The sequence below is a fragment of the Rhizobium sp. CC-YZS058 genome, assembly GCF_034720595.1.
In the GTDB taxonomy this organism is placed as follows: Bacteria; Pseudomonadota; Alphaproteobacteria; order Rhizobiales; family Rhizobiaceae; genus Ferranicluibacter.
In genome coordinates this window covers 3,741,125-3,758,928 of record NZ_JAYESJ010000001.1, presented here as the reverse complement: position 1 = coordinate 3,758,928, position 17,804 = coordinate 3,741,125, and the positions used below count along the sequence as shown (strand labels likewise).

General features: G+C 63.9%; 16 protein-coding genes, 1 tRNA gene and 1 pseudogene. 13 read left to right on the top strand and 5 right to left on the bottom strand.

What is annotated here, in order from left to right; genetic code table 11:
* Positions 1–333 precede the first annotated feature (333 nt).
* Positions 334–1,278 (top strand): annotated as a pseudogene (locus U8330_RS17990) (IS630 family transposase).
* 61 nt (positions 1,279–1,339) lie between these two features.
* On the opposite strand, the gene U8330_RS17985 reads toward U8330_RS17990, so the two are convergent.
* From U8330_RS17985 to U8330_RS17975, 3 genes are all read right to left on the bottom strand, one after another.
* Positions 1,340–2,251 carry a TRADD-N-associated membrane domain-containing protein gene (locus U8330_RS17985; protein ID WP_323106609.1) on the bottom strand — a complete coding sequence of 304 codons (912 nt, stop codon included), beginning with the start codon at positions 2,249–2,251 and terminating at the stop codon, positions 1,340–1,342.
* A gap of 295 nt (positions 2,252–2,546) precedes the next feature.
* Positions 2,547–4,439 carry a hypothetical protein gene (locus U8330_RS17980; protein ID WP_323106608.1) on the bottom strand — a complete coding sequence of 631 codons (1,893 nt, stop codon included), beginning with the start codon at positions 4,437–4,439 and terminating at the stop codon, positions 2,547–2,549.
* Positions 4,440–4,529: 90 nt separating this feature from the next.
* Positions 4,530–4,619: transfer RNA gene (locus U8330_RS17975), tRNA-Ser, on the bottom strand.
* A gap of 314 nt (positions 4,620–4,933) precedes the next feature.
* Here U8330_RS17975 and rplU point away from each other — a divergent pair.
* The 12 genes from rplU to U8330_RS17915 all read left to right on the top strand — a co-directional run bounded on the left by rplU (position 4,934) and on the right by U8330_RS17915 (position 15,574).
* On the top strand, positions 4,934–5,275 hold the full coding sequence (gene rplU, locus U8330_RS17970) for a 50S ribosomal protein L21 (protein ID WP_323106607.1): 342 nt from the start codon (positions 4,934–4,936) through the stop codon (positions 5,273–5,275).
* A gap of 27 nt (positions 5,276–5,302) precedes the next feature.
* Complete coding sequence (gene rpmA / locus U8330_RS17965) at positions 5,303–5,572, top strand: 50S ribosomal protein L27 (RefSeq protein WP_323106606.1); 270 nt, start codon at positions 5,303–5,305, stop codon at positions 5,570–5,572.
* A 230-nt stretch (positions 5,573–5,802) separates the two neighbouring features.
* Positions 5,803–6,420, top strand: coding sequence for a GNAT family N-acetyltransferase (locus U8330_RS17960; RefSeq protein WP_416236938.1), 618 nt, complete (start codon positions 5,803–5,805; stop codon positions 6,418–6,420).
* Positions 6,417–7,019, top strand: a complete 603-nt coding sequence (locus tag U8330_RS17955; RefSeq protein ID WP_323106604.1) for a GNAT family N-acetyltransferase — start codon at positions 6,417–6,419, stop codon at positions 7,017–7,019. The genes U8330_RS17960 and U8330_RS17955 overlap by 4 nt, the downstream gene beginning before the upstream one ends.
* Positions 7,020–7,167: 148 nt before the next feature.
* Positions 7,168–8,181, top strand: a complete 1,014-nt coding sequence (gene obgE / locus U8330_RS17950) for a GTPase ObgE (RefSeq protein ID WP_323106602.1) — start codon at positions 7,168–7,170, stop codon at positions 8,179–8,181.
* On the top strand, positions 8,178–9,368 hold the full coding sequence (gene proB / locus U8330_RS17945) for a glutamate 5-kinase (RefSeq protein ID WP_323106601.1): 1,191 nt from the start codon (positions 8,178–8,180) through the stop codon (positions 9,366–9,368). Before obgE ends, proB begins: the two co-directional genes overlap by 4 nt.
* Positions 9,361–10,641, top strand: a complete 1,281-nt coding sequence (locus U8330_RS17940; RefSeq protein ID WP_323106600.1) for a glutamate-5-semialdehyde dehydrogenase — start codon at positions 9,361–9,363, stop codon at positions 10,639–10,641. The genes proB and U8330_RS17940 overlap by 8 nt, the downstream gene beginning before the upstream one ends.
* A 41-nt stretch (positions 10,642–10,682) precedes the next feature.
* On the top strand, positions 10,683–11,267 hold the full coding sequence (locus tag U8330_RS17935; protein ID WP_323107351.1) for a nicotinate-nucleotide adenylyltransferase: 585 nt from the start codon (positions 10,683–10,685) through the stop codon (positions 11,265–11,267).
* A 176-nt stretch (positions 11,268–11,443) separates the two neighbouring features.
* Positions 11,444–11,893 carry a ribosome silencing factor gene (gene rsfS, locus U8330_RS17930; protein WP_323106599.1) on the top strand — a complete coding sequence of 150 codons (450 nt, stop codon included), beginning with the start codon at positions 11,444–11,446 and terminating at the stop codon, positions 11,891–11,893.
* A gap of 274 nt (positions 11,894–12,167) precedes the next feature.
* Positions 12,168–12,650, top strand: a complete 483-nt coding sequence (rlmH, locus tag U8330_RS17925; RefSeq protein WP_323106598.1) for a 23S rRNA (pseudouridine(1915)-N(3))-methyltransferase RlmH — start codon at positions 12,168–12,170, stop codon at positions 12,648–12,650.
* Positions 12,651–12,963: 313 nt separating this feature from the next.
* Positions 12,964–14,262, top strand: coding sequence for a murein hydrolase activator EnvC family protein (locus tag U8330_RS17920; protein ID WP_416236876.1), 1,299 nt, complete (start codon positions 12,964–12,966; stop codon positions 14,260–14,262).
* A complete protein-coding gene (locus U8330_RS17915) occupies positions 14,252–15,574 on the top strand; it encodes a S41 family peptidase (RefSeq protein WP_323106597.1) in 1,323 nt (440 codons plus the stop codon). The genes U8330_RS17920 and U8330_RS17915 overlap by 11 nt, the downstream gene beginning before the upstream one ends.
* 335 nt (positions 15,575–15,909) lie before the next feature.
* Here the strand turns inward: U8330_RS17915 and U8330_RS17910 are convergent, their stop codons facing one another.
* Positions 15,910–16,305, bottom strand: coding sequence for a DUF2794 domain-containing protein (locus tag U8330_RS17910; RefSeq protein ID WP_323106596.1), 396 nt, complete (start codon positions 16,303–16,305; stop codon positions 15,910–15,912).
* Between the two features lie 535 nt (positions 16,306–16,840).
* The gene (locus U8330_RS17905) at positions 16,841–17,563 is read right to left on the bottom strand and encodes a thioredoxin family protein (protein ID WP_323107349.1); all 723 of its coding nucleotides are present in this window, start codon (positions 17,561–17,563) and stop codon (positions 16,841–16,843) included.
* Positions 17,564–17,804 lie beyond the last annotated feature (241 nt).

Below are 17,804 nucleotides of genomic sequence, written 5' to 3'. Positions count from 1 at the left end.
AATGTTCTCCCCCCATTACTTCGTGAAACGCCGTTTGCCGAGGAATCGAAGTTTTGAACACTTGCGCACCGACAAACAGAGCGATGGCGACTTCAGAGCTTCCGGGCTTTCCAGAAAGAAGCGCGCTGGATGCGGCCGCTTTTGGGCCGGGAGCGGGCATAGAAGTTAACTCCAGGCAGAAGGATCGCGAGCTACCTTCTCGCGTTTCGCTTTACCATCAATGCCTCCGAAGTCACCTAGAGCACGTCCTGTGAACTCGGAATCGCGTTGAGGATTCCCTGGAAGGCAAATCCTGATTCCCTGGCTCCGACTGGTAATTTGGTCGGAGGCACTATGAGCCGGGCTTTCAGTGATGATCTTCGTAGCCGTGTTCTGGCGGCATCGCGGGATGGTATGTCGGCGCGGTCGGCTGCCGCCCGATTTGGAATTGGCATCTCGACCGCGATTGCCTGGATTGCCAGTGCACGACAAGGACAGTTGAGCCCGGCCAGGCAAGGACGCCCGGTCGGCTCGCACCTGGATGCGCATGCGGACTTCATCGTCGGCATGATTGAGGAGAAAAAGGACATCACGCTGAACGAGATGGTTGTGCGGCTGCGTGAGGAGAGAGCCTTGACGATCGGCCGCAGCGCACTCGACGTCTGGCTGCGAAAACGCGGCTGGACATTCAAAAAATGACCGCACATGCACTGGAGCAGGAGCGTCCCGATCTCCTGAAGCGTCGCCAGGACTGGTTCGACGGCCAGCTCGATCTCAATCCGGCACGCCTCGTCTTCATCGATGAAACAGGTCTGAGCACGAAGATGTCGCGGCTGCGCGGGCGCGCGCCTTGCGCAGCCGCGATGTTGCTCCCCGATCCCGCATCGACACTGGAAAACGACGACATTCACAGAAGCGCTGAGGCTGTCGGGCATGACCGCCCCGATGGTCTTGGACGGTGCGATGAATGGCGTCGCGTTCCAGGCCTATGTCGAGCAGGTTCTCCTGCCGACCCTGGCTGAAGGGGACATCGTCATCATGGACAATCTTCCTGCACACAAGGCGCAAGGCGTGCGACAGATGATCGAAGGTGCCGGATGCCGGTTCCTCTCCCTCCCGCCCTACAGCCCGGACTTCAACCCCATCGAGAAGGCCTTTGCCAAGCTCAAGGCCGTCTTGCGCGCCAAGGCCGAGCGGACGATCGAGGCACTCTGGGACACCGTCGGCCAGATCATCACCCTGTTCGAGCCGCAAGAATGCCAAAACTACTTCCGATCCTGCGGATATAACCCCGAATAGAGTGGATATGCTCCAAATCAGCAAATGGATGAGGAACGTCAAAAGTTTCCAATAGCTGCCACTATTCAGCCACCTGTGCAGTAGGTTTGGCTTTGTTAGTGCGTGGCGTCCGCGGAGCTCTAGGCTTGTCGGCACTCAGATAATCGGGCGCAATGGCGTTGCGTTGGACAATCGCGAAAATTAGCCTTTCAAGAATCTGGTGTTTATCTTTCCCCTCTGGGATGGAATCTGCTAAACGTATGCCAAGCATAGTATCTTGCATCAGTGCCAAGCGGGCAAAGAAGAAATTCAGCTGAATGAGGCTCTTGGAGTACAGAAAGAAGAACGCACCACCGATAAATTGCAGTACGATCCCGGCAAGCACGCTGATGTAAGCGGCGGTGTTGTCGCCCGCTTGGGCGTAGGCAAGCCAGACCCCAATTATAATGGTTGCGAAACCGATGCTGATGGCGATTATACTTGAGCGAAAGCTGGTGGTTGCTTGCGCTTTGTTGATTATATAGTAATCGATTAGTTGGTCTAAATTGCTTTGGATTACATCAAGAATGTCGAATACCTTCGCTTTCTGTTCTTCCAATGGCCCGATGTCTTGAAAGTTTTGACTGGCTTCCCGTGATTCACGTAGAAGTCTTTCCAGTTTTATTTCTCCGTCCTTCACTTTTTCAAGGGATGCAAGAACCGCTAGCAACAAAAAAATGGCGACGACGGAAGGGAAAAGAAGCAGCGGCAGAATAGTCTCAAAATTCATCGGGCGGCCGATGAACATTATCGGTCCTGCCTTAACGTACACTCCTGTCACCAATGCAAATACTAGCCAAAGGCCTGATAGAATGCCGACAACCCATCGCGCTATCGGCCGGTCACGGAAAAGATTACCAAAGCCGGAAAAAGCGCTCGCAGTTAGGCCACCCGTGGTCTCGGCCAGAAGCTGAAGCACAATTTCAGTTGATGGAGTAAGCCTTCCGGAACTCATTCTACTTCACCTCGAACTCGTCTCGTTCCGGCCGCCTACTTCGAATTCAATACGCAACTCAGCACACTTCCGATGCTCGCGCATTCATTGCAGAATGAGGCGCACCTGCGCTCCACTTGATACCGAGTATCTGTTTAGAATAGATCGCTCAAGCGTCTAGAAGCTCGATTGAAGGAAAATTTCGCCGCTCTTAAGTCGCGGCATTGGGGTCATTTGATTAACACGAAGGTAATTTCCGCTAATGGCGCGGAGCTTTCGGACCGCAAGATCCTCTCATAATTGTCAGAAGCGGAAATCATTTCCGCTTCGCCGGCCCTGCCTTCCGTTTGCGCTTGGCGATCGCGTCGAAATCCAATCCCTCGAACAATGAGTAGTCAATCTCCGGATCGAGAGACAGGGCTTTGAGCTTGCGTGCCTCCTTCTCGGTCGCGACGTCGAACCCGTAGAGGTCGTGCTCGTCAACGCCTGCACTGTGTCCGGCCTGGACACGGCGTTCGCGCGGATCAACGCCCGACTCACGCATGTCCTGGATGTTGCCGCTGCGAAGAGAGTGGAAGACCTCACGCCGCCCGTTGCTCTCCTCACCCGACCTCGGCTTGATGCCCGCCTTCGCAAACAGCCGCTGCATGTAGGACGAGCCGCTCTTGCTCGGGTCCTTCAGATTCATGATGTTCGGGAACAGGAAGTTCGATCCCTGGCCGACCGCCCAGTCGATGAAGCCGATCTTCTTCAGGAAATCGTGGAGGACGAAATATCGTTCGCTGTCCTCCGTCTTTACGGGGATTGTGGTCCATGTGCCGTTGACGTTCGACAGGCGCGTCACCTGCCCGACCCAGACATCCGGATACTGCTCTCGAATATCCGTGCCGCGCAGATGGATCAGAAGGCCCAGGCGTCGGGAGGTGAGATGGCCAAGCAGCGGCAGCATGATGTCTTCCATCAGTCCAGACTCGATGCCTGCACGGAACAGGCCGTTCATCTTCGTCGTGCCGATCGGGGTTGCCTTGCGAGGGCTTGCTGCCGTCTTCGGAATCTTGATCTTCGCGCCCGCGAAGGGGTCGCTGAAGCCGCCTGCGGTGATGGCTGAACGGATCGCGGCCTTGACCACGGCGAGGTAGCCCTCGTCCAGCGTTTTCCTGGCCAGGGGTTTGAGGTGAAGATCCCTGTTGTCCTCGATGACCTGCCAGGGCGTCAGGTCCGGGTCGCGTTGATTGTTGTCTCCCGGCCAATACTGCATGTGGTTGACGAAGGCCTGCAGGTCGGCGGGAACATAGGTGTCGACGGGATGATCTCCGATCAGTTCGATGAACAGCGCGAGGCGGCTCTGTGCCGTGGCAAGGTCGCGGGCGATATTGGCGCCGCCCGAGAGACGGCGTCCGGCGATGTAGGTCGGGATGACGTCGCTCAGTTTCGGTTGCACGGACTTCAGCCGCCGGACCGTCCGCCGATCCAGCTCGAAGGCAGGGATCAGTTTGCCCTGGGCATCACGAGGCATTTCCTCATCGTGGGACTGTGCTTCAGCGGCCGAATCGCGATGAAGGACATCGGCGCGCGATACCGGGGGTGCCACTGTTACAGACGTTGCGTTCGGAACCTGCAGCGGTGCTGGCTCGGAGAGCACCGACGACGCAGACAGTTTCGCGATCGCGGACTGCCTCAGCATGTCCGCATGACCGACGATCAGTTCGTTGAAGGGCTCGCCGCGGGCCTGGCGCTCCAGTTCGCGATTGAGGCCGACGAGGTCACGGATGCCTGCGGTCTTCTGCATCTCCTCGACGGGGATCGGCGCGTCCGAGTGATCGATCATCCGGAGATAGGCCTTGAGCTCGCCCTTCATCTCCATGACCGCTTCGAGCGCCCGCAGCGCGCTGTCCTCGTCCTCGTCCTGCATGCCTTCGCCGTGCCTCATCGCATCGAACATCACTCTGGCCTTCGCCGCCAGAAGGTCGGCCAGCAGCCGCGCGCGTCTGTGGGAACAGGCGCCAAGGCTGAGCCGCAAGGGCGGGAGGGCACGCGTGCCGCCGCTCGTCTTCGGGAGCTTAATTTGAAAGATGTAAACGGACCCTGATTTCGCAAGATAGGCGCCCGGTCCCCTGGCGCGCTTCTGCGTGGCAGCTTCAGCCTGATTCGACGCCTCGGGCGATACCCCAACGTGTACCGTAAGGTGTACCGGACGCGATACCCGCATGATTTCGGCTCCTCAAAGGCCGCTGACGAGCAGAGGTTTTGCGAGGAAATCCAGGGCTTTACAGGTAACTGGCGGAGAGTGGATACAACCTGGCGGAGAGGGGGGGATTCGAACCCCCGATGGGCTTGCACCCATGCCGCATTTCGAGTGCGGTGCATTCAACCACTCTGCCACCTCTCCGCGGGGCTGGTTGGCGCCTGTTGAGCGCGAGGGGTTCATAGCGGCAGAGGGCGGGGATGGCAAGGGGAGATTTGGCGGAAATCGGCCGATCCCGGCGGCAAAACGGGGCGCTGATCTTGACAGGCGCGCCAGGCTCGCGTAACGGGCGCGACTGGAAAGGTGCGGGGCTCTTCTGTCTGCGCCGCGCCTGCGCCTCGTGCGCGCCTTCGCCGGCGGGCTTGCCCGCCACCCCGACTGACAAAAAGACGGCCGGACCATCTGCTGGATCAATCCTGCGGCGGGCCAGAGCCGGACCGAACAGACAAGGACAAGACATGTTCGCAGTCATCAAGACCGGCGGTAAGCAGTACCGCGTCGCCGCCAACGACGTCATCACCATCGAGAAGCTCGATGGCGTTGAAGGCGACAAGATCGAATTCACCGAAATCCTCATGGTCGGCGTTGGTGCCGATGCATCGATCGGCGCCCCCTTCGTGGCAGGCGCTTCGGTCAGCGCCGAGGTTGTCGGCCAGGGCCGCGCCAAGAAGGTCATCTCCTTCAAGAAGCGTCGCCGCCAGAACTCCAAGCGCTCGCGCGGCCATCGCCAGCACCAGACGACCGTCCGCATCCTGGACATCGTCGGCGCCGGCAAGTCCGCCGCATCCGAAGCCAAGTAAGACCGATCGAACTAAAGGAGAGTACCCATGGCACATAAGAAAGCCGGCGGTTCGTCGCGCAACGGTCGCGATTCTGAATCCAAGCGCCTCGGCGTGAAGAAGTTCGGCGGCGAAGCCGTCATTCCAGGCAACATCATCCTGCGCCAGCGCGGGACGAAGTGGCATCCGGGCGCCAATGTCGGCCTCGGCCGCGACCACACGATCTTCGCACTGACGGCAGGCAATGTGGACTTCCGCACGAAGGCCAATGGCCGCGTGTTCGTGTCCGTTCTTCCGAAAGCCGAAGCAGCGGAATAAGCCGGTAGCGCTCTAAAACAGCCGGCGTCTCATCGACCCGGCCGGCGCACAGCGTTTTGCCAGGATCAGGCCCAAGGGCCAGGATCGACAAGGGGAGATGGGGCGAGACCCACCTCCCCTTTTTCGCATCTTGAAAGGATCCGACGATGCAAAGCGACTTGATGCGGGAAGACCAGACCCGGTCTTTCCACGAGCGGCAGAGGCCGCAGCGGCCGATGCCGTTGCCCCCGATGCCCCGGCAAACCGGGCCCCAAAGTTTGGACAGGGCGAGTGCCGAAAGCCGGCGGAGCGATTGCCCCATCCTGCTTTCCTCGCGCCTCGTTCTGCGCGCGCCTCACATCGACGACGTCGACGCCCTTGCCCATCTTGCCAACAATGCCAATGTCGCGACCATGGTGTCGCGCATGCCGCATCCCTATACGGCGGCCGATGCCGCCGCCTTCGTGCGACGCACGGCCGAAGGCACGATTGGCAAGTGCGTCTACGCGATCACGAAAGCGGAGACGGGTGCCTTTCTTGGATGCTGCGGCGTGGAGGCCGGCGCCGACAGCGCGGCCGTCGAGCTCGGCTATTGGCTGGGCGAGCCGCACTGGAACCAGGGCTATGCGACGGAAGCCGCGCAGACGCTGATCGACATGGCCTTCCGCACGCGCGACATCGAGCGCATCGATGCGCGCTGCCGGGTGGTCAATGCCGCCTCGCGCCGGGTCCTGCAGAAGTGCGGCTTCCAGCTGCGTGGCTCCGGGCTTGTCGATTGCCTGGCGCTCGGCGGCATGGTTCCGGTCGAGCATTTTCATCTCGACCGCAAGACCTGGATCTCGCTGCGCAGCTGGGGAGGGCGGCGATGAGCCTCGATCTTCTTTCGCGCGGCGAAAGCCCGGTCCTGCCGGTCGCGGGGCAGGCGCCCTCGGCCGGTGCGGCGCCCTCCGCCGGCCTCGGGCCCTGCCCGGTGCTGCGCACCGCGCGGCTCCTGCTGCGTCCCCACCGCGCCGGCGATGCCGAGGCGATCGCCAAGGCGCTCGGGGCGTATGCGGTGGCGCGCATGCTGACGCGCGTGCCGCTGCCTTTTCATGTCGCGGACGCCCGCGACTGGCTGGCGACGCTCCGGCAGCAGCGCGGCTGGGCCTTTGCGGTGACGCAAGCGGGCGACTATGTCGGCTGCGTGCATCTGGAGCTCAGCCACGGCCGCCATCACCTCGGCTACTGGCTCGACCAGGCGCAGTGGGGGAAGGGTCTGGGCGGCGAGGCGGTGGCGGCCGCTCTGGCCGCCTTCCGCGCCGCGCTGCCGGGGATCACGGTGCATTCCGGCGTCTTTGCCGACAATGCCGCCTCGTTGGCGCTGCAGGCCCGGCTCGGCTTCGCGGTCACCGGCTGCACGGATGTCTATTCCCGGGCGCGGGGGCAGATGGTGACCCATCTCGAAACCCGGCTGGACCCGGCGCCATGACAGCTTGCAACCCGGCGGCGCCTGTCGCCGGGTCTTCATGCCGCCGGCCTTCGGGCGCGGCGGGCGATCAATTGCTTTGACCTTGCCGGGCGGCGCCTATATCGAAGACGCTCACCCCCAAAAGGCGATCAACACAGACGGCAGGACGATGAAATTTCTCGATGAGGCCAAGGTCTATATCCGCTCCGGCGACGGGGGTGCCGGCGCGGTGTCCTTCCGGCGCGAGAAGTTCATCGAGTTCGGCGGGCCGGACGGCGGCGATGGCGGCCGCGGCGGCGATGTCTGGGTCGAGGCGGTCAACGGGCTGAACACGCTGATCGATTTCCGCTTCCAGCAGCATTTCAAGGCCGGCACGGGCATTCACGGCATGGGGCGCAACCGCACCGGCGCCGGCGGCGGCGATGTGACGTTGAAGGTGCCGGTCGGCACGCAGATCTTCGAGGAAGACCAGGAGACGCTGATCATCGACATGATCGCCGAGGGCCAGCGTTTCCGCCTGGCGGCCGGCGGCAATGGCGGCTTCGGCAATGCCCATTTCAAATCCTCGACCAACCAGGCGCCGACCTGGGCCAATCCGGGCCTCGAAGGCGAGGAGAAGACCATCTGGCTGCGGCTGAAGCTGATCGCCGATGCCGGCCTGGTCGGTCTGCCCAATGCCGGCAAGTCGACCTTCCTCGCCACCTGCACCCGCGCCCGGCCGAAGATCGCCAACTATCCTTTCACCACGCTGCACCCCAATCTCGGCGTCGCCACCATCGACGGGCGGGAGTTCATCCTGGCCGATATTCCGGGCCTCATCGAAGGCGCGCATGAAGGCACGGGGCTCGGCGACCGGTTCCTGGGCCATGTCGAGCGCACGCGCGTGCTGCTGCATCTGGTGTCCGCCCAGGAAGAGGATGTCGCCAAGGCCTACCGCACGGTCAAGACCGAGCTCGAGGCCTATGGCGGCGAGCTTCTCGACAAGACCGAGATCGTGGCGCTCTCGCAGATCGATACGCTCGATCCGGACGAGCTGAAGGCCAAGTTGAAGGCGCTTGGCAAGGCCAGCGGCAGCACGCCGCTTGCCATCTCCGCCGTCGTCGGCACGGGCATGACCGAGGTTCTGAGAGCGCTGCGCGACATCATCGTCGCCGCCCGCGCGGAGGGAGACGAGGCGCAATGAGCACCGGCCGCGGCCTGAAGGCGCTGGACAAGCACAAGCGCGTCGTCGTCAAGATCGGCTCGGCCCTGCTGGTCGATCGCGCTGCGGGCCTCAAGGCAGACTGGCTCGATGCCGTCTCGGCCGATATCGCGGCGCTCAAGGCCGCCGGTGTCGAGGTTCTCGTCGTTTCCTCCGGCGCCATCGCGCTCGGGCGGACGGTGCTGAACCTTGCCTCCGGTGCGTTGAAGCTCGAGGAAAGCCAGGCGGCGGCGGCCGTCGGCCAGATCGCGCTCGCGCGCGCCTGGTCGGAAAGCCTTTCGCGAGATGGCATCGTCGCCGGCCAGATCCTGCTGACGCTCGGCGATACGGAGGAGCGGCGCCGCTATCTGAATGCGCGCGCCACGATCAGCCAGCTTCTGAAGATGGGCGCCGTCCCGATCATCAACGAAAACGATACGGTCGCGACGAGCGAAATCCGCTATGGCGACAATGATAGGCTGGCGGCCCGCGTCGCCACGATGACCGGGGCCGATCTGCTCGTTCTCCTGTCCGATATCGACGGACTCTACACCGCGCCGCCGCATCTCGACCCCCAAGCGCAGTTCCTGCCGACCATTCCGGCGATCACTCCGGAGATCGAGGCCATGGCGGGCGGAGCGGCCTCCGAACTGTCGCGCGGCGGCATGCGCACCAAGATCGATGCCGGCAAGATCGCCACCGGCGCCGGTTGCGCCATGATCATCGCGTCGGGCAAGCGTCTGCATCCCCTGAAGGCGATCGGCGAGGGGGCGCGGTTCTCCTGGTTCGCGCCTTCGGCCATGCCGGTCACGGCCCGCAAGACCTGGATCGCCGGACAGCTTCTGCCGGCCGGCAGCGTGCGGATCGATGCCGGGGCGGAAACGGCCCTGCGCTCCGGCAAGAGCCTGCTGCCGGCCGGCGTGCGCGAGGTGACGGGCTCGTTCAGCCGCGGCGATACGATCGCGATCCTGGGTGCGGCCGGGCGCGAGATCGCCCGTGGCCTTGCCGGCTACGATGCGGATGAGGCACGCCAGATCGCCGGCCGCAAATCGGCGGAAATCGCCGCGATCCTCGGCTATGCCGGACGGGCGGCCATGGTGCATCGCGACGATATGGTGATGACCGGGGGCGCGGCCGGCGGCGAGGCCACGACGCTTCAGCAGACGGAGAGGAGCGACGCCCATGCTTGAGGATGCGCGCAAGCGGGAAATCCAGGACTTGATGGCCGCAATCGGCCGCCAGGCGCGTGACGCGGCCCGGCCGCTCGCCATCGCCGCACCGGAGCAGAAGGAAATGGCGCTGCTTTCCATGGCCGCCGCGATCCGCAGCCGCAAGGCCGAGATCCTGACCGCCAATGCACTCGATCTCGAGGCCGCACGGGAGACCGGCGTCGCCAGCGCCTTTCTCGACCGCCTGACGCTGACCGAAGCGCGCATTGCCGATATGGCGCGGGCGATCGAGGAGATTGCCGGCCTGCCGGATCCGGTCGGAACCGTGATCGCCGCCTGGGACCGTCCCAACGGGCTGAAGATCGAGCGGGTCCGCACGCCGCTCGGCGTCATCGGCGTCATCTATGAAAGCCGTCCCAATGTCACCGCCGATGCCGGGGCGCTCTGCCTCAAGGCCGGCAATGCCGTAATTTTGCGCGGCGGCTCGGACAGTCTTAATTCGTCTCGCGCCATCCACGCCTGCCTGGTCGAAGGCCTGCAGGCCGCAGGTCTGCCGGACCATGCCATCCAGATTGTGCCGGTGGCCGATCGCGGCGCTGTCGGCGCCATGCTGAGCGGCCTCAACGGCGCGGTGGATGTCATCGTGCCGCGCGGCGGCAAGAGCCTGGTTGCCCGCGTCCAGGCCGAAGCGCGCGTGCCGGTCTTCGCCCATCTCGAAGGGCTCTGCCATGTCTATGTCGATGCGTCCGCCGATCTCGACATGGCCCTCAAGATCGTCGTCAACGCCAAGATGCGGCGCACGGGCATTTGCGGCTCGGCCGAAACGCTGCTGATCGACCGCACCGATGCCGAGCGGCTGGTGCCCCCGCTCGTGGCCGCGCTGATCGGCGCAGGCTGCGAGGTGCGGGCGGACGCGGATGTGCGGACGATCGTGCCCGGCCTCATCGCCGCAACCGAGGAGGACTGGGCGACCGAATATCTCGATGCGATCATCGCCGTAGCTCTGGTCGATGGGATTTCCGGGGCCATCGCCCATATCTCGCGCTGGTCGTCGGCGCATACGGAGGCGATCATTGCGGAAGACGAGGCAGCCGTCGCCCGCTTCTTCACCGAGATCGATTCGGCGATCCTGCTCCACAATGCCTCCACCCAGTTTGCCGATGGCGGCGAGTTCGGCATGGGCGGGGAGATCGGGATTGCCACCGGAAAGATGCATGCGCGCGGTCCGGTCGGCGTCGAGCAGCTGACCTCCTTCAACTACCGCGTCCGCGGTACCGGTCAGGTGCGGCCCTGAGGGTGCAGGCGGCGGATGGGGTCGCAGTGCACTATCTCAAAATGCCGCATGTCGAGCCCGGCATGCGTGTCGGCCTGTTTGGCGGCTCCTTCAATCCGCCGCATCAGGGCCATGCCCTGGTGGCGGAGCTGGCCCTGCAGCGGCTCGGCCTCGATCAGCTCTGGTGGATGGTCACGCCCGGCAATCCGTTGAAAAGCCGCCGCGAGCTGGCGCCGCTTGCCGAGCGGATTGCGCTCAGCGAGGCCATCGTGCCGAGCCCGCGCGTCCGGGTCACGGCCTTCGAAGCCGCGTTCGGGCAAAGCTACACGGCGCAGACGCTCGACCGCATCAAGGCCCGCAACCCCGCCATCCGCTTCGTGTGGATCATGGGCGCCGACAATCTGCGCGACTTCCACCGCTGGCAGCGCTGGCAGCATATCGCCCGCACCTTCCCCATCGCCGTCATCGACAGGCCGGGCGCAACGCTTGCCTATCTCTCTTCCAAAATGGCGAAGACCTTCGATTATGCCCGTGTGGATGAAGACCATGCCCGGGCGCTCGCCTTCCGAAAGGCGCCGGCCTGGACCTTCATCCACGGGCCGCGCTCGTCACTGAGCTCGACCGCCCTGCGAAAGGCGAGGCGCTGATCCGGCAAACGGTCCTCGTCTCTTCACCCCGCCTGCGGCCCCTTTGTGACGCCACGCCTGTGGCCCCTTGGTGACGCCACGCCTGTGGCTTGTGCACGGCTTGCGAAGTTTTCCTCCGACGTCTTGAAACCTTAACGACCTGATGCCTACATTATCGGCAGGACCACCGGTCTTCTGTGGTCCAAGGTTGTCTTTCTTGGAAAGGGAAAACTCTGACAACACTCCACGCCAAGGGAAATGTTACGCGCATCTTCCCGAAAGGCACGGACCGTAGCGACGACGCTGCGTCCCGCGTCCTTCAATTGGTCCTCGAAAGCCTCGAGGACTCGAAGGCAGAAGATATCGTCACGATCGACATTGCCGGAAAATCGGCGCTGGGCGACTACATGGTGGTCGTGTCCGGGCGGTCGAACCGTCATGTCGCGGCGATCACCGATCATCTCGTTTCCGACCTGAAGGACGAGGGCTACGGCAATGCCCGCGTCGAAGGTCTGGAAGCAGCCGATTGGGTGCTCATTGACAGCGGCGATATCATCATCCATGTCTTCCGCCCGGAAATCCGCGAGTTCTACAACATCGAAAAGATGTGGGCGGCGCCGGACATGGAAGACGGAACGCGCCACTAGGAGGTGCCGGCGTCTTCGGGCGCCGCCTTGACCTCCTTGATCGTGCGAATGACGGGCTCAGGCCGAGGCCAGAGCCCGAGTCGATGATCGCGGCCTTCCGAAGCGGCTCAGGCGCCTTTGAGCGCATCGAACCGCCACGTAAATCTCTGCGTGCACCGCGGACAGGCGAGGCGGTCTCGCCGCTTGACAGACCAGCGCTTCTCCCCGATCAGCGGCTGCAAGGCGTCGCCTGTCAATCGAGACATCGCGTCGGCGGCCTGAACGGGGTGCGGCCATGAAACTTTCGCTCTTTGCCGTCGGACGGCTCAAGGCCGGTCCGGAAAAGGACCTCGCCACCCGCTATCTCGACCGCTTTGCCAAGGCGGGCCCGGCCATCGGGCTGGAGCTTGGCCGGCAGGTGGAGGTGGCGGAAAGCCGCGCCTCCTCCAGCGACAGCCGCAAGCGTGAGGAAGCCGGCCTTCTGGACAAGGCGCTGCCCGAAGGCTGCCTGCTGGTGCTCCTGGACGAGCGCGGCAAGCTGCTCGATTCGCCGGCCTTTGCCGATCTCCTCGGCGGCTGGCGGGATGGCGGCAAGCGCGAGGTGATGATCGCCATTGGCGGCGCAGACGGGCTCGATCCGGCGCTTCATGCGCGCGCCGATGCCGTGCTCTGTCTCGGCCGGATGACCTGGCCGCATCAGCTCGTCCGCATCCTCCTTGCCGAGCAGCTCTATCGTGCCGTGACGATCCTGTCCGGCCACCCCTATCATCGCGTTTGACCACCAGGCCGAATCACCATTTCGTCATCGGCAAGCGGGCGGCCATGGGCCTGCCGCAATCCTGGCGAAGAGCGGATGCCGACCAACAAGCTCTGGGCAAGCAGCGCGGCGATAGAAGGGGCGGATGAGGAGTGTGCGCGTGACGGCTGGGGGAAGGAACAGGACAGGCCGCGGCCGGCGGCTGCGGTCCTCTGCGCTGTCGACATGCTGTGCCGCGGCACTTCTCGCCGGCTCTCTGCTTCTTGCCGCCGCCGTTCCCGTCGCTGCGCAGGAAAGCCTCGACCAAGCGCCGCCGCCTGCCGAAGCGCCTGCTTTGAATTCTCCCGACCCTTCGGCAACCCCGGTGGCGCCGGATCCGGCTGCACGACTGCAGCAGCAGCGTGACAATACGCGGATCGAACTCGATGCGCTTTCCCGCACCATCAGCCTCTCCCAGGAACGGGCTCAGGCGCTGGAAACAGAGATCGCTGAGATCGAGAAGACCAATAGCGACCTGCGCGCGGCCCTCATCGCCTCGGCCGACAAGCGCAAGGGGCTGGAGCAGCAGATTTCGGACGGCGAGCAGAGGCTGAGGATCCTGCGTGGCCAGCAGGAGGGCGTTCATGCCTCGCTGCGGGCGCGCCGCGGGGTTCTGGCCGAAGTTCTGGCCGCGCTGCAGCGCATGGGGCGCAACCCGCCGCCCGCGCTCCTGGTAACGCCGGACGATGCGCTCGCCTCGGTCCGCAGCGCCATTCTGCTCGGCGCCGTCGTGCCGGGGATCCGTCAGGAGACCCGCAAGCTTGCCGACGATCTGCAGGCGCTGGCCGATCTCGGCCGGAAGGTCGAAGACGAGAAAGTCGCTCTGACGACCGCCATGGCCGGCCGGCTGGAGGAAGAGCAGCGCATGCGCCTGCTGATGGCGGAAAAGGACAAGCTGAAGGGCCAGAACGCCGCCGAGCTTCTGGCCGAGCGGAGGAAGGCCGAGCAGCTGGCCGGGCAGGCCACCAGCCTGCAGGGCCTGATCGGCAGCCTGGAGCAGCAGATCGGTTCCGTTCGTGCCGCCGCGGAGGCCGCCCGTGCCGAGGAGGCCGAGCGCCAGCGCATGTCCGAGGCCGAGCGCGAGGCCGCGCGGCAACTGGCCGAACAGGCAGTGCCCGACAAAAACCGCATTGCCCCGGCATATGCCTTCGCAGACCTGCAGAAGAAGCTTGCGCTTCCCGCGGCCGGTTCCGTGCTCGCCCGTTTCGGCGACGAGGACGGCACGGGCCACGCGCTCCAGGGCATGATGCTCGGCACGGAAGCGGGCGCCCTGGTTACGGCGCCGGCGGATGGGTGGATCGTCTTTGCAGGGGCATTCCGCAGTTATGGACAGATGGTCATCCTCAATCCCGGCAACGGCTATCACGTTGTTTTGTCGGGGATGACCGAGGTGAGCGTCCAGCAGGGACAGTTTGTCGTGGCCGGCGAACCCTTGGGCGCCATGGGCGCGAAGAGAGTGGCGAGTGCAACAGCATTGGCGCTGGAAACCGACCGGCCAACGCTTTACATTGAATTCAGAAAAGACGGTAAACCGGTCGATTCCCGACCCTGGTGGACCGCATCAGACACCGGAAAGGCACGAAATGATTCGTAGGGCTTCACTTGTTCTGGTCGGGGCATTGATGGGGGCGACCGCGATGTCCGTCGTCTACACCGCTGCCGTTCCGGCCGTCGCCGCCAATCCCTCGACCTATCGCGAGCTGTCGATCTTCGGCGACGTCTTCGAACGCGTCCGCGCCCAGTATGTGACGCCCCCGCAGGACGACAAGCTGATCGAGAATGCCATCAACGGCATGCTGTCCTCGCTCGATCCGCATTCGAGCTACATGAATGCCACCGATGCCGAAGACATGCGCACCCAGACCAAGGGTGAATTCGGCGGGCTCGGCATCGAAGTGACGATGGAGAACGATCTCGTCAAGGTCACGAGCCCGATCGATGAAACGCCGGCCGCCCGCGCGGGCGTGCTCGCCGGTGACTATATTTCGAAGATCGACGGCCAGGACGTGCGTGGCCTGAAGCTGGAAGAGGCGGTCGACAAGATGCGCGGCGCCGTCGGCAAGCCGATCAAGCTGACGCTTCTGCGCAAGGGCGCCGACAAGCCGATCGAACTGACGATCGTGCGTGACGTGATCGCCGTGCGCGCCGTCAAGTTCCGCGTCGAAGGCGATGTCGGCTATCTGCGTGTCATCTCCTTCACCGAAAAGACCTTCGACGACCTGAAGGCCGGGATCGAGAAGATCAAGGCGCAGGTTCCAGCCGACAAGCTCAAGGGCTATGTGCTCGATCTCCGCCTTAATCCGGGTGGTCTGCTCGATCAGGCGATCAACGTGTCGGATGCCTTCCTCGAGCAGGGCGAAGTGGTGTCCACCCGCGGCCGCAATGCCGACGAGACCCGCCGCTTCAGCGCCACCCCCGGCGACCTGACGGACGGCAAGCCGGTGGTCGTGCTCGTCAATGGCGGTTCGGCCTCGGCGTCGGAAATCGTCGCCGGCGCGCTGCAGGACCTCAAGCGTGCCACCGTGCTCGGCACCCGGTCCTTCGGCAAGGGCTCGGTCCAGACCATCATCCCGCTCGGCGAGGCCGGCGCGCTGCGTCTGACGACGGCGCTCTATTACACGCCGTCCGGCAAGTCGATCCAGGGTACCGGCATCACGCCGGACATCAAGGTCGAACAGCCGCTGCCGCCGGAGCTGCTGGGCAAGGTGGAGAACACCAGCGAGTCGAGCCTGCGCGGCCATATCCAGGGCCAGAATGAAACCGAAGAGGGCTCCGGCTCGGTCGCCTATGTGCCGCCGGAGGCCAAGGACGACATCCAGCTCAACTACGCTCTGGATCTGTTGCGCGGCAAAAAATCCGACCCGGCCTTCCCGGCTGCACAGAAGAAGGCCGAGCTGACGCCGTGAGCTGTCGCATGCCCAAACGACCTATCAAAGGCCGCCCCGCAAAGGCGGCCTTTTGCGTTGGATCGATGGCATTTCTCAGCGGGAGCGCGGCTGGCTTTCAAGGAAAAGAGAGCAGCAAACTTCGGTCTGAAAGCTTGGACTGTCCGAGAACAAGGGGAGGAAAGTCCCCCTCTGGCCTGCCGGCCATCTCCCCCACAAGGGCCCACAAGGGGGGAGAGACTGTGGGGTGAGGTCGCAAAGTCGCCGAGGCCTTGCGATGAAGAATGGCGGTGAGCATCCTCCTCACTCCTCACTCCTCACTCCTCACTCCTCACTCCTCACTCCTCACTCCTCACTCACCCCTTCACCACCTTCAGCAACTTGTCGAACACCTTCAACACGGGTGCCAGTTCGTGGCCGCGTTTGAGGATCATGCCGTGGGTGTTGACGACGCTGAAGGCGCCTTGCTTGGCGGCGAGGCGTGGGCATTTCTCGATGCGGTAGAGCGGCAGTTCGCCGGCGCGCTTGAAGACCGAGAACACGGCCTTGTCGCGCAGGTGGTCGAGCGCATAGTCGCGCCACTCGCCCTCGCCGACCATTCGGCCATAGACCCAGAGGATCTGGTCGAGTTCGCGGCGATGGAAGGTAATGGGAAGGGGGTCCTTGGCGCTCTTATAGGCTTTGAGGTCGACGACGACAGCGTCGGACCCGGATGCTCCTTCGCCTCGCGGCAAATCCGGTTGATCGGTCATGCGCAATGCGGCCTTCTCCTCGTGACGGCTGTGTGACAGTGTGCCTGACGCGCCGTGAAATGCAAGATCGGTCGCGCCGCGCAGGGCCGGGCAAGACGGCGTCTCAAGAGGCGTGTCATGAGGAGCGAACGCACGACCAGCGCAGGCGTTCCCGCGCCGATCCGCAGCTCTCCACTGCTTTCTTTGCGGTGCCGCAATCCGGACAAACACCTGCCCGATTTAGCGGAGAATGTCCGGCCTCCCCACCGCGCCGGGTCTTCGGCCCGGTGGGGCGCGCAGAAGACGCCTTGCGGGTCCGTCCGTCGGTGGCGTCGTCTGGTCCGGTGCCGGTCGGAGGTTTTTCGTCGTCGGCCCGGTCTTCCGGCTTTTCCGGCGTTCTGCCGGCAAGCGCGGGCGCAAGCGGCCACTGGTCCGGCTCCCCGCCGAAAACCCGTGGCCGGTTCGGTCCGGTGACTTCGAAACCCTCAGCCCCAGCCCTCGATGACGCCGGACCGAACGACATTCGCCTTTACGACGAGGAGGCGGTTTCAGCCCCTCACGGGGTCGCTGCCGAATAGAGCGTCGTCGCGCCGATGATGGCGCCGGGAATTTCCGTGGATTTCATCTTCTGGACCAGAACGGCGCAGCCGCTGTCCTTTTCCTCGTCGAGCACGGTCGCCGGCAGCACGTAGCGGGTCGGCTTGCCATCCCACATGCCGATCGTCTGAATATCGCGCACAGCGTGAAAATAGCTGATCTTCTTGCCGCTGTTCTCGCCCGTCTCCACATCCACCACCTGCTGGCGGGTAAAATAGACGACGACGATGTTGGCCTTGCCGTCGCCGGCGCCGATCGAAATGTCGATCTCGTCGCCCTTGCGAACCACCTCGACCGGCACGCGAATGCCCTTGCCCGTGTCCTTCATCTCGGCAAGCTTCAAGCGGATGCCGCTGAGATTGCCGCCATTCATATGGTCGCGGCCGTTCAGAACCGCCTGGGGCGTGTAGACGCCGTTGCGGCCGAACATGCGGGCATAGGCATATTGGCGGGCAGTGTTTTCCTTGGTCGCCAGCGTATCGGCCCAACCAAGGTAGTTCCAGTAATCGACGTGATAGGCGAGCGCCACCACGGACCCATCCTCGATCAGGTGCTTGAGCGCAGCATCCGCCGGGGGGCAGGAGGCGCAGCCCTGGCTGGTGAAGAGCTCGACCACGCCCTTCAGCGCCGCCGGGTCCCGGGCTGCCGCCGTGTCGGTGCTCCGGCCCGGTTCCTGCGCCATGGCGCCGGCCGACAAAAGAGCGGCGAGCCCGGCGGACAGCATTGCAGCGAAGAGGCGAGGTGCGGGCATGCGGGGTTCGGCTTTCTCTTGAGGGGCTGGCAATTCCTGACGGTCGGGATGGAGCGACCCCTGCATACGCTGCCCCGCTTTCAACACAAAGTCACGTTGGAGTGAGACGATTTCCCGCGCAAGAGGCGTTCCTCGTTCTGTTTTCCAACCTGTTGGAAGACAAGACTCTTTG

Excerpts from the sequence above, each read along its gene's own strand:
- U8330_RS17985 (WP_323106609.1), bottom strand. The coding sequence starts at position 2,251 with ATGAGTTCCGGAAGGCTTACTCCATCAACTGAAATTGTGCTTCAGCTT.
- U8330_RS17980 (WP_323106608.1), bottom strand. The coding sequence starts at position 4,439 with ATGCGGGTATCGCGTCCGGTACACCTTACGGTACACGTTGGGGTATCG.
- rplU (WP_323106607.1), top strand. The coding sequence starts at position 4,934 with ATGTTCGCAGTCATCAAGACCGGCGGTAAGCAGTACCGCGTCGCCGCC.
- rpmA (WP_323106606.1), top strand. The coding sequence starts at position 5,303 with ATGGCACATAAGAAAGCCGGCGGTTCGTCGCGCAACGGTCGCGATTCT.
- U8330_RS17960 (WP_416236938.1), top strand. The coding sequence starts at position 5,803 with ATGCCCCGGCAAACCGGGCCCCAAAGTTTGGACAGGGCGAGTGCCGAA.
- U8330_RS17955 (WP_323106604.1), top strand. The coding sequence starts at position 6,417 with ATGAGCCTCGATCTTCTTTCGCGCGGCGAAAGCCCGGTCCTGCCGGTC.
- obgE (WP_323106602.1), top strand. The coding sequence starts at position 7,168 with ATGAAATTTCTCGATGAGGCCAAGGTCTATATCCGCTCCGGCGACGGG.
- proB (WP_323106601.1), top strand. The coding sequence starts at position 8,178 with ATGAGCACCGGCCGCGGCCTGAAGGCGCTGGACAAGCACAAGCGCGTC.
- U8330_RS17940 (WP_323106600.1), top strand. The coding sequence starts at position 9,361 with ATGCTTGAGGATGCGCGCAAGCGGGAAATCCAGGACTTGATGGCCGCA.
- U8330_RS17935 (WP_323107351.1), top strand. The coding sequence starts at position 10,683 with ATGCCGCATGTCGAGCCCGGCATGCGTGTCGGCCTGTTTGGCGGCTCC.
- rlmH (WP_323106598.1), top strand. The coding sequence starts at position 12,168 with ATGAAACTTTCGCTCTTTGCCGTCGGACGGCTCAAGGCCGGTCCGGAA.
- U8330_RS17915 (WP_323106597.1), top strand. The coding sequence starts at position 14,252 with ATGATTCGTAGGGCTTCACTTGTTCTGGTCGGGGCATTGATGGGGGCG.
- U8330_RS17910 (WP_323106596.1), bottom strand. The coding sequence starts at position 16,305 with ATGACCGATCAACCGGATTTGCCGCGAGGCGAAGGAGCATCCGGGTCC.
- U8330_RS17905 (WP_323107349.1), bottom strand. The coding sequence starts at position 17,563 with ATGGCGCAGGAACCGGGCCGGAGCACCGACACGGCGGCAGCCCGGGAC.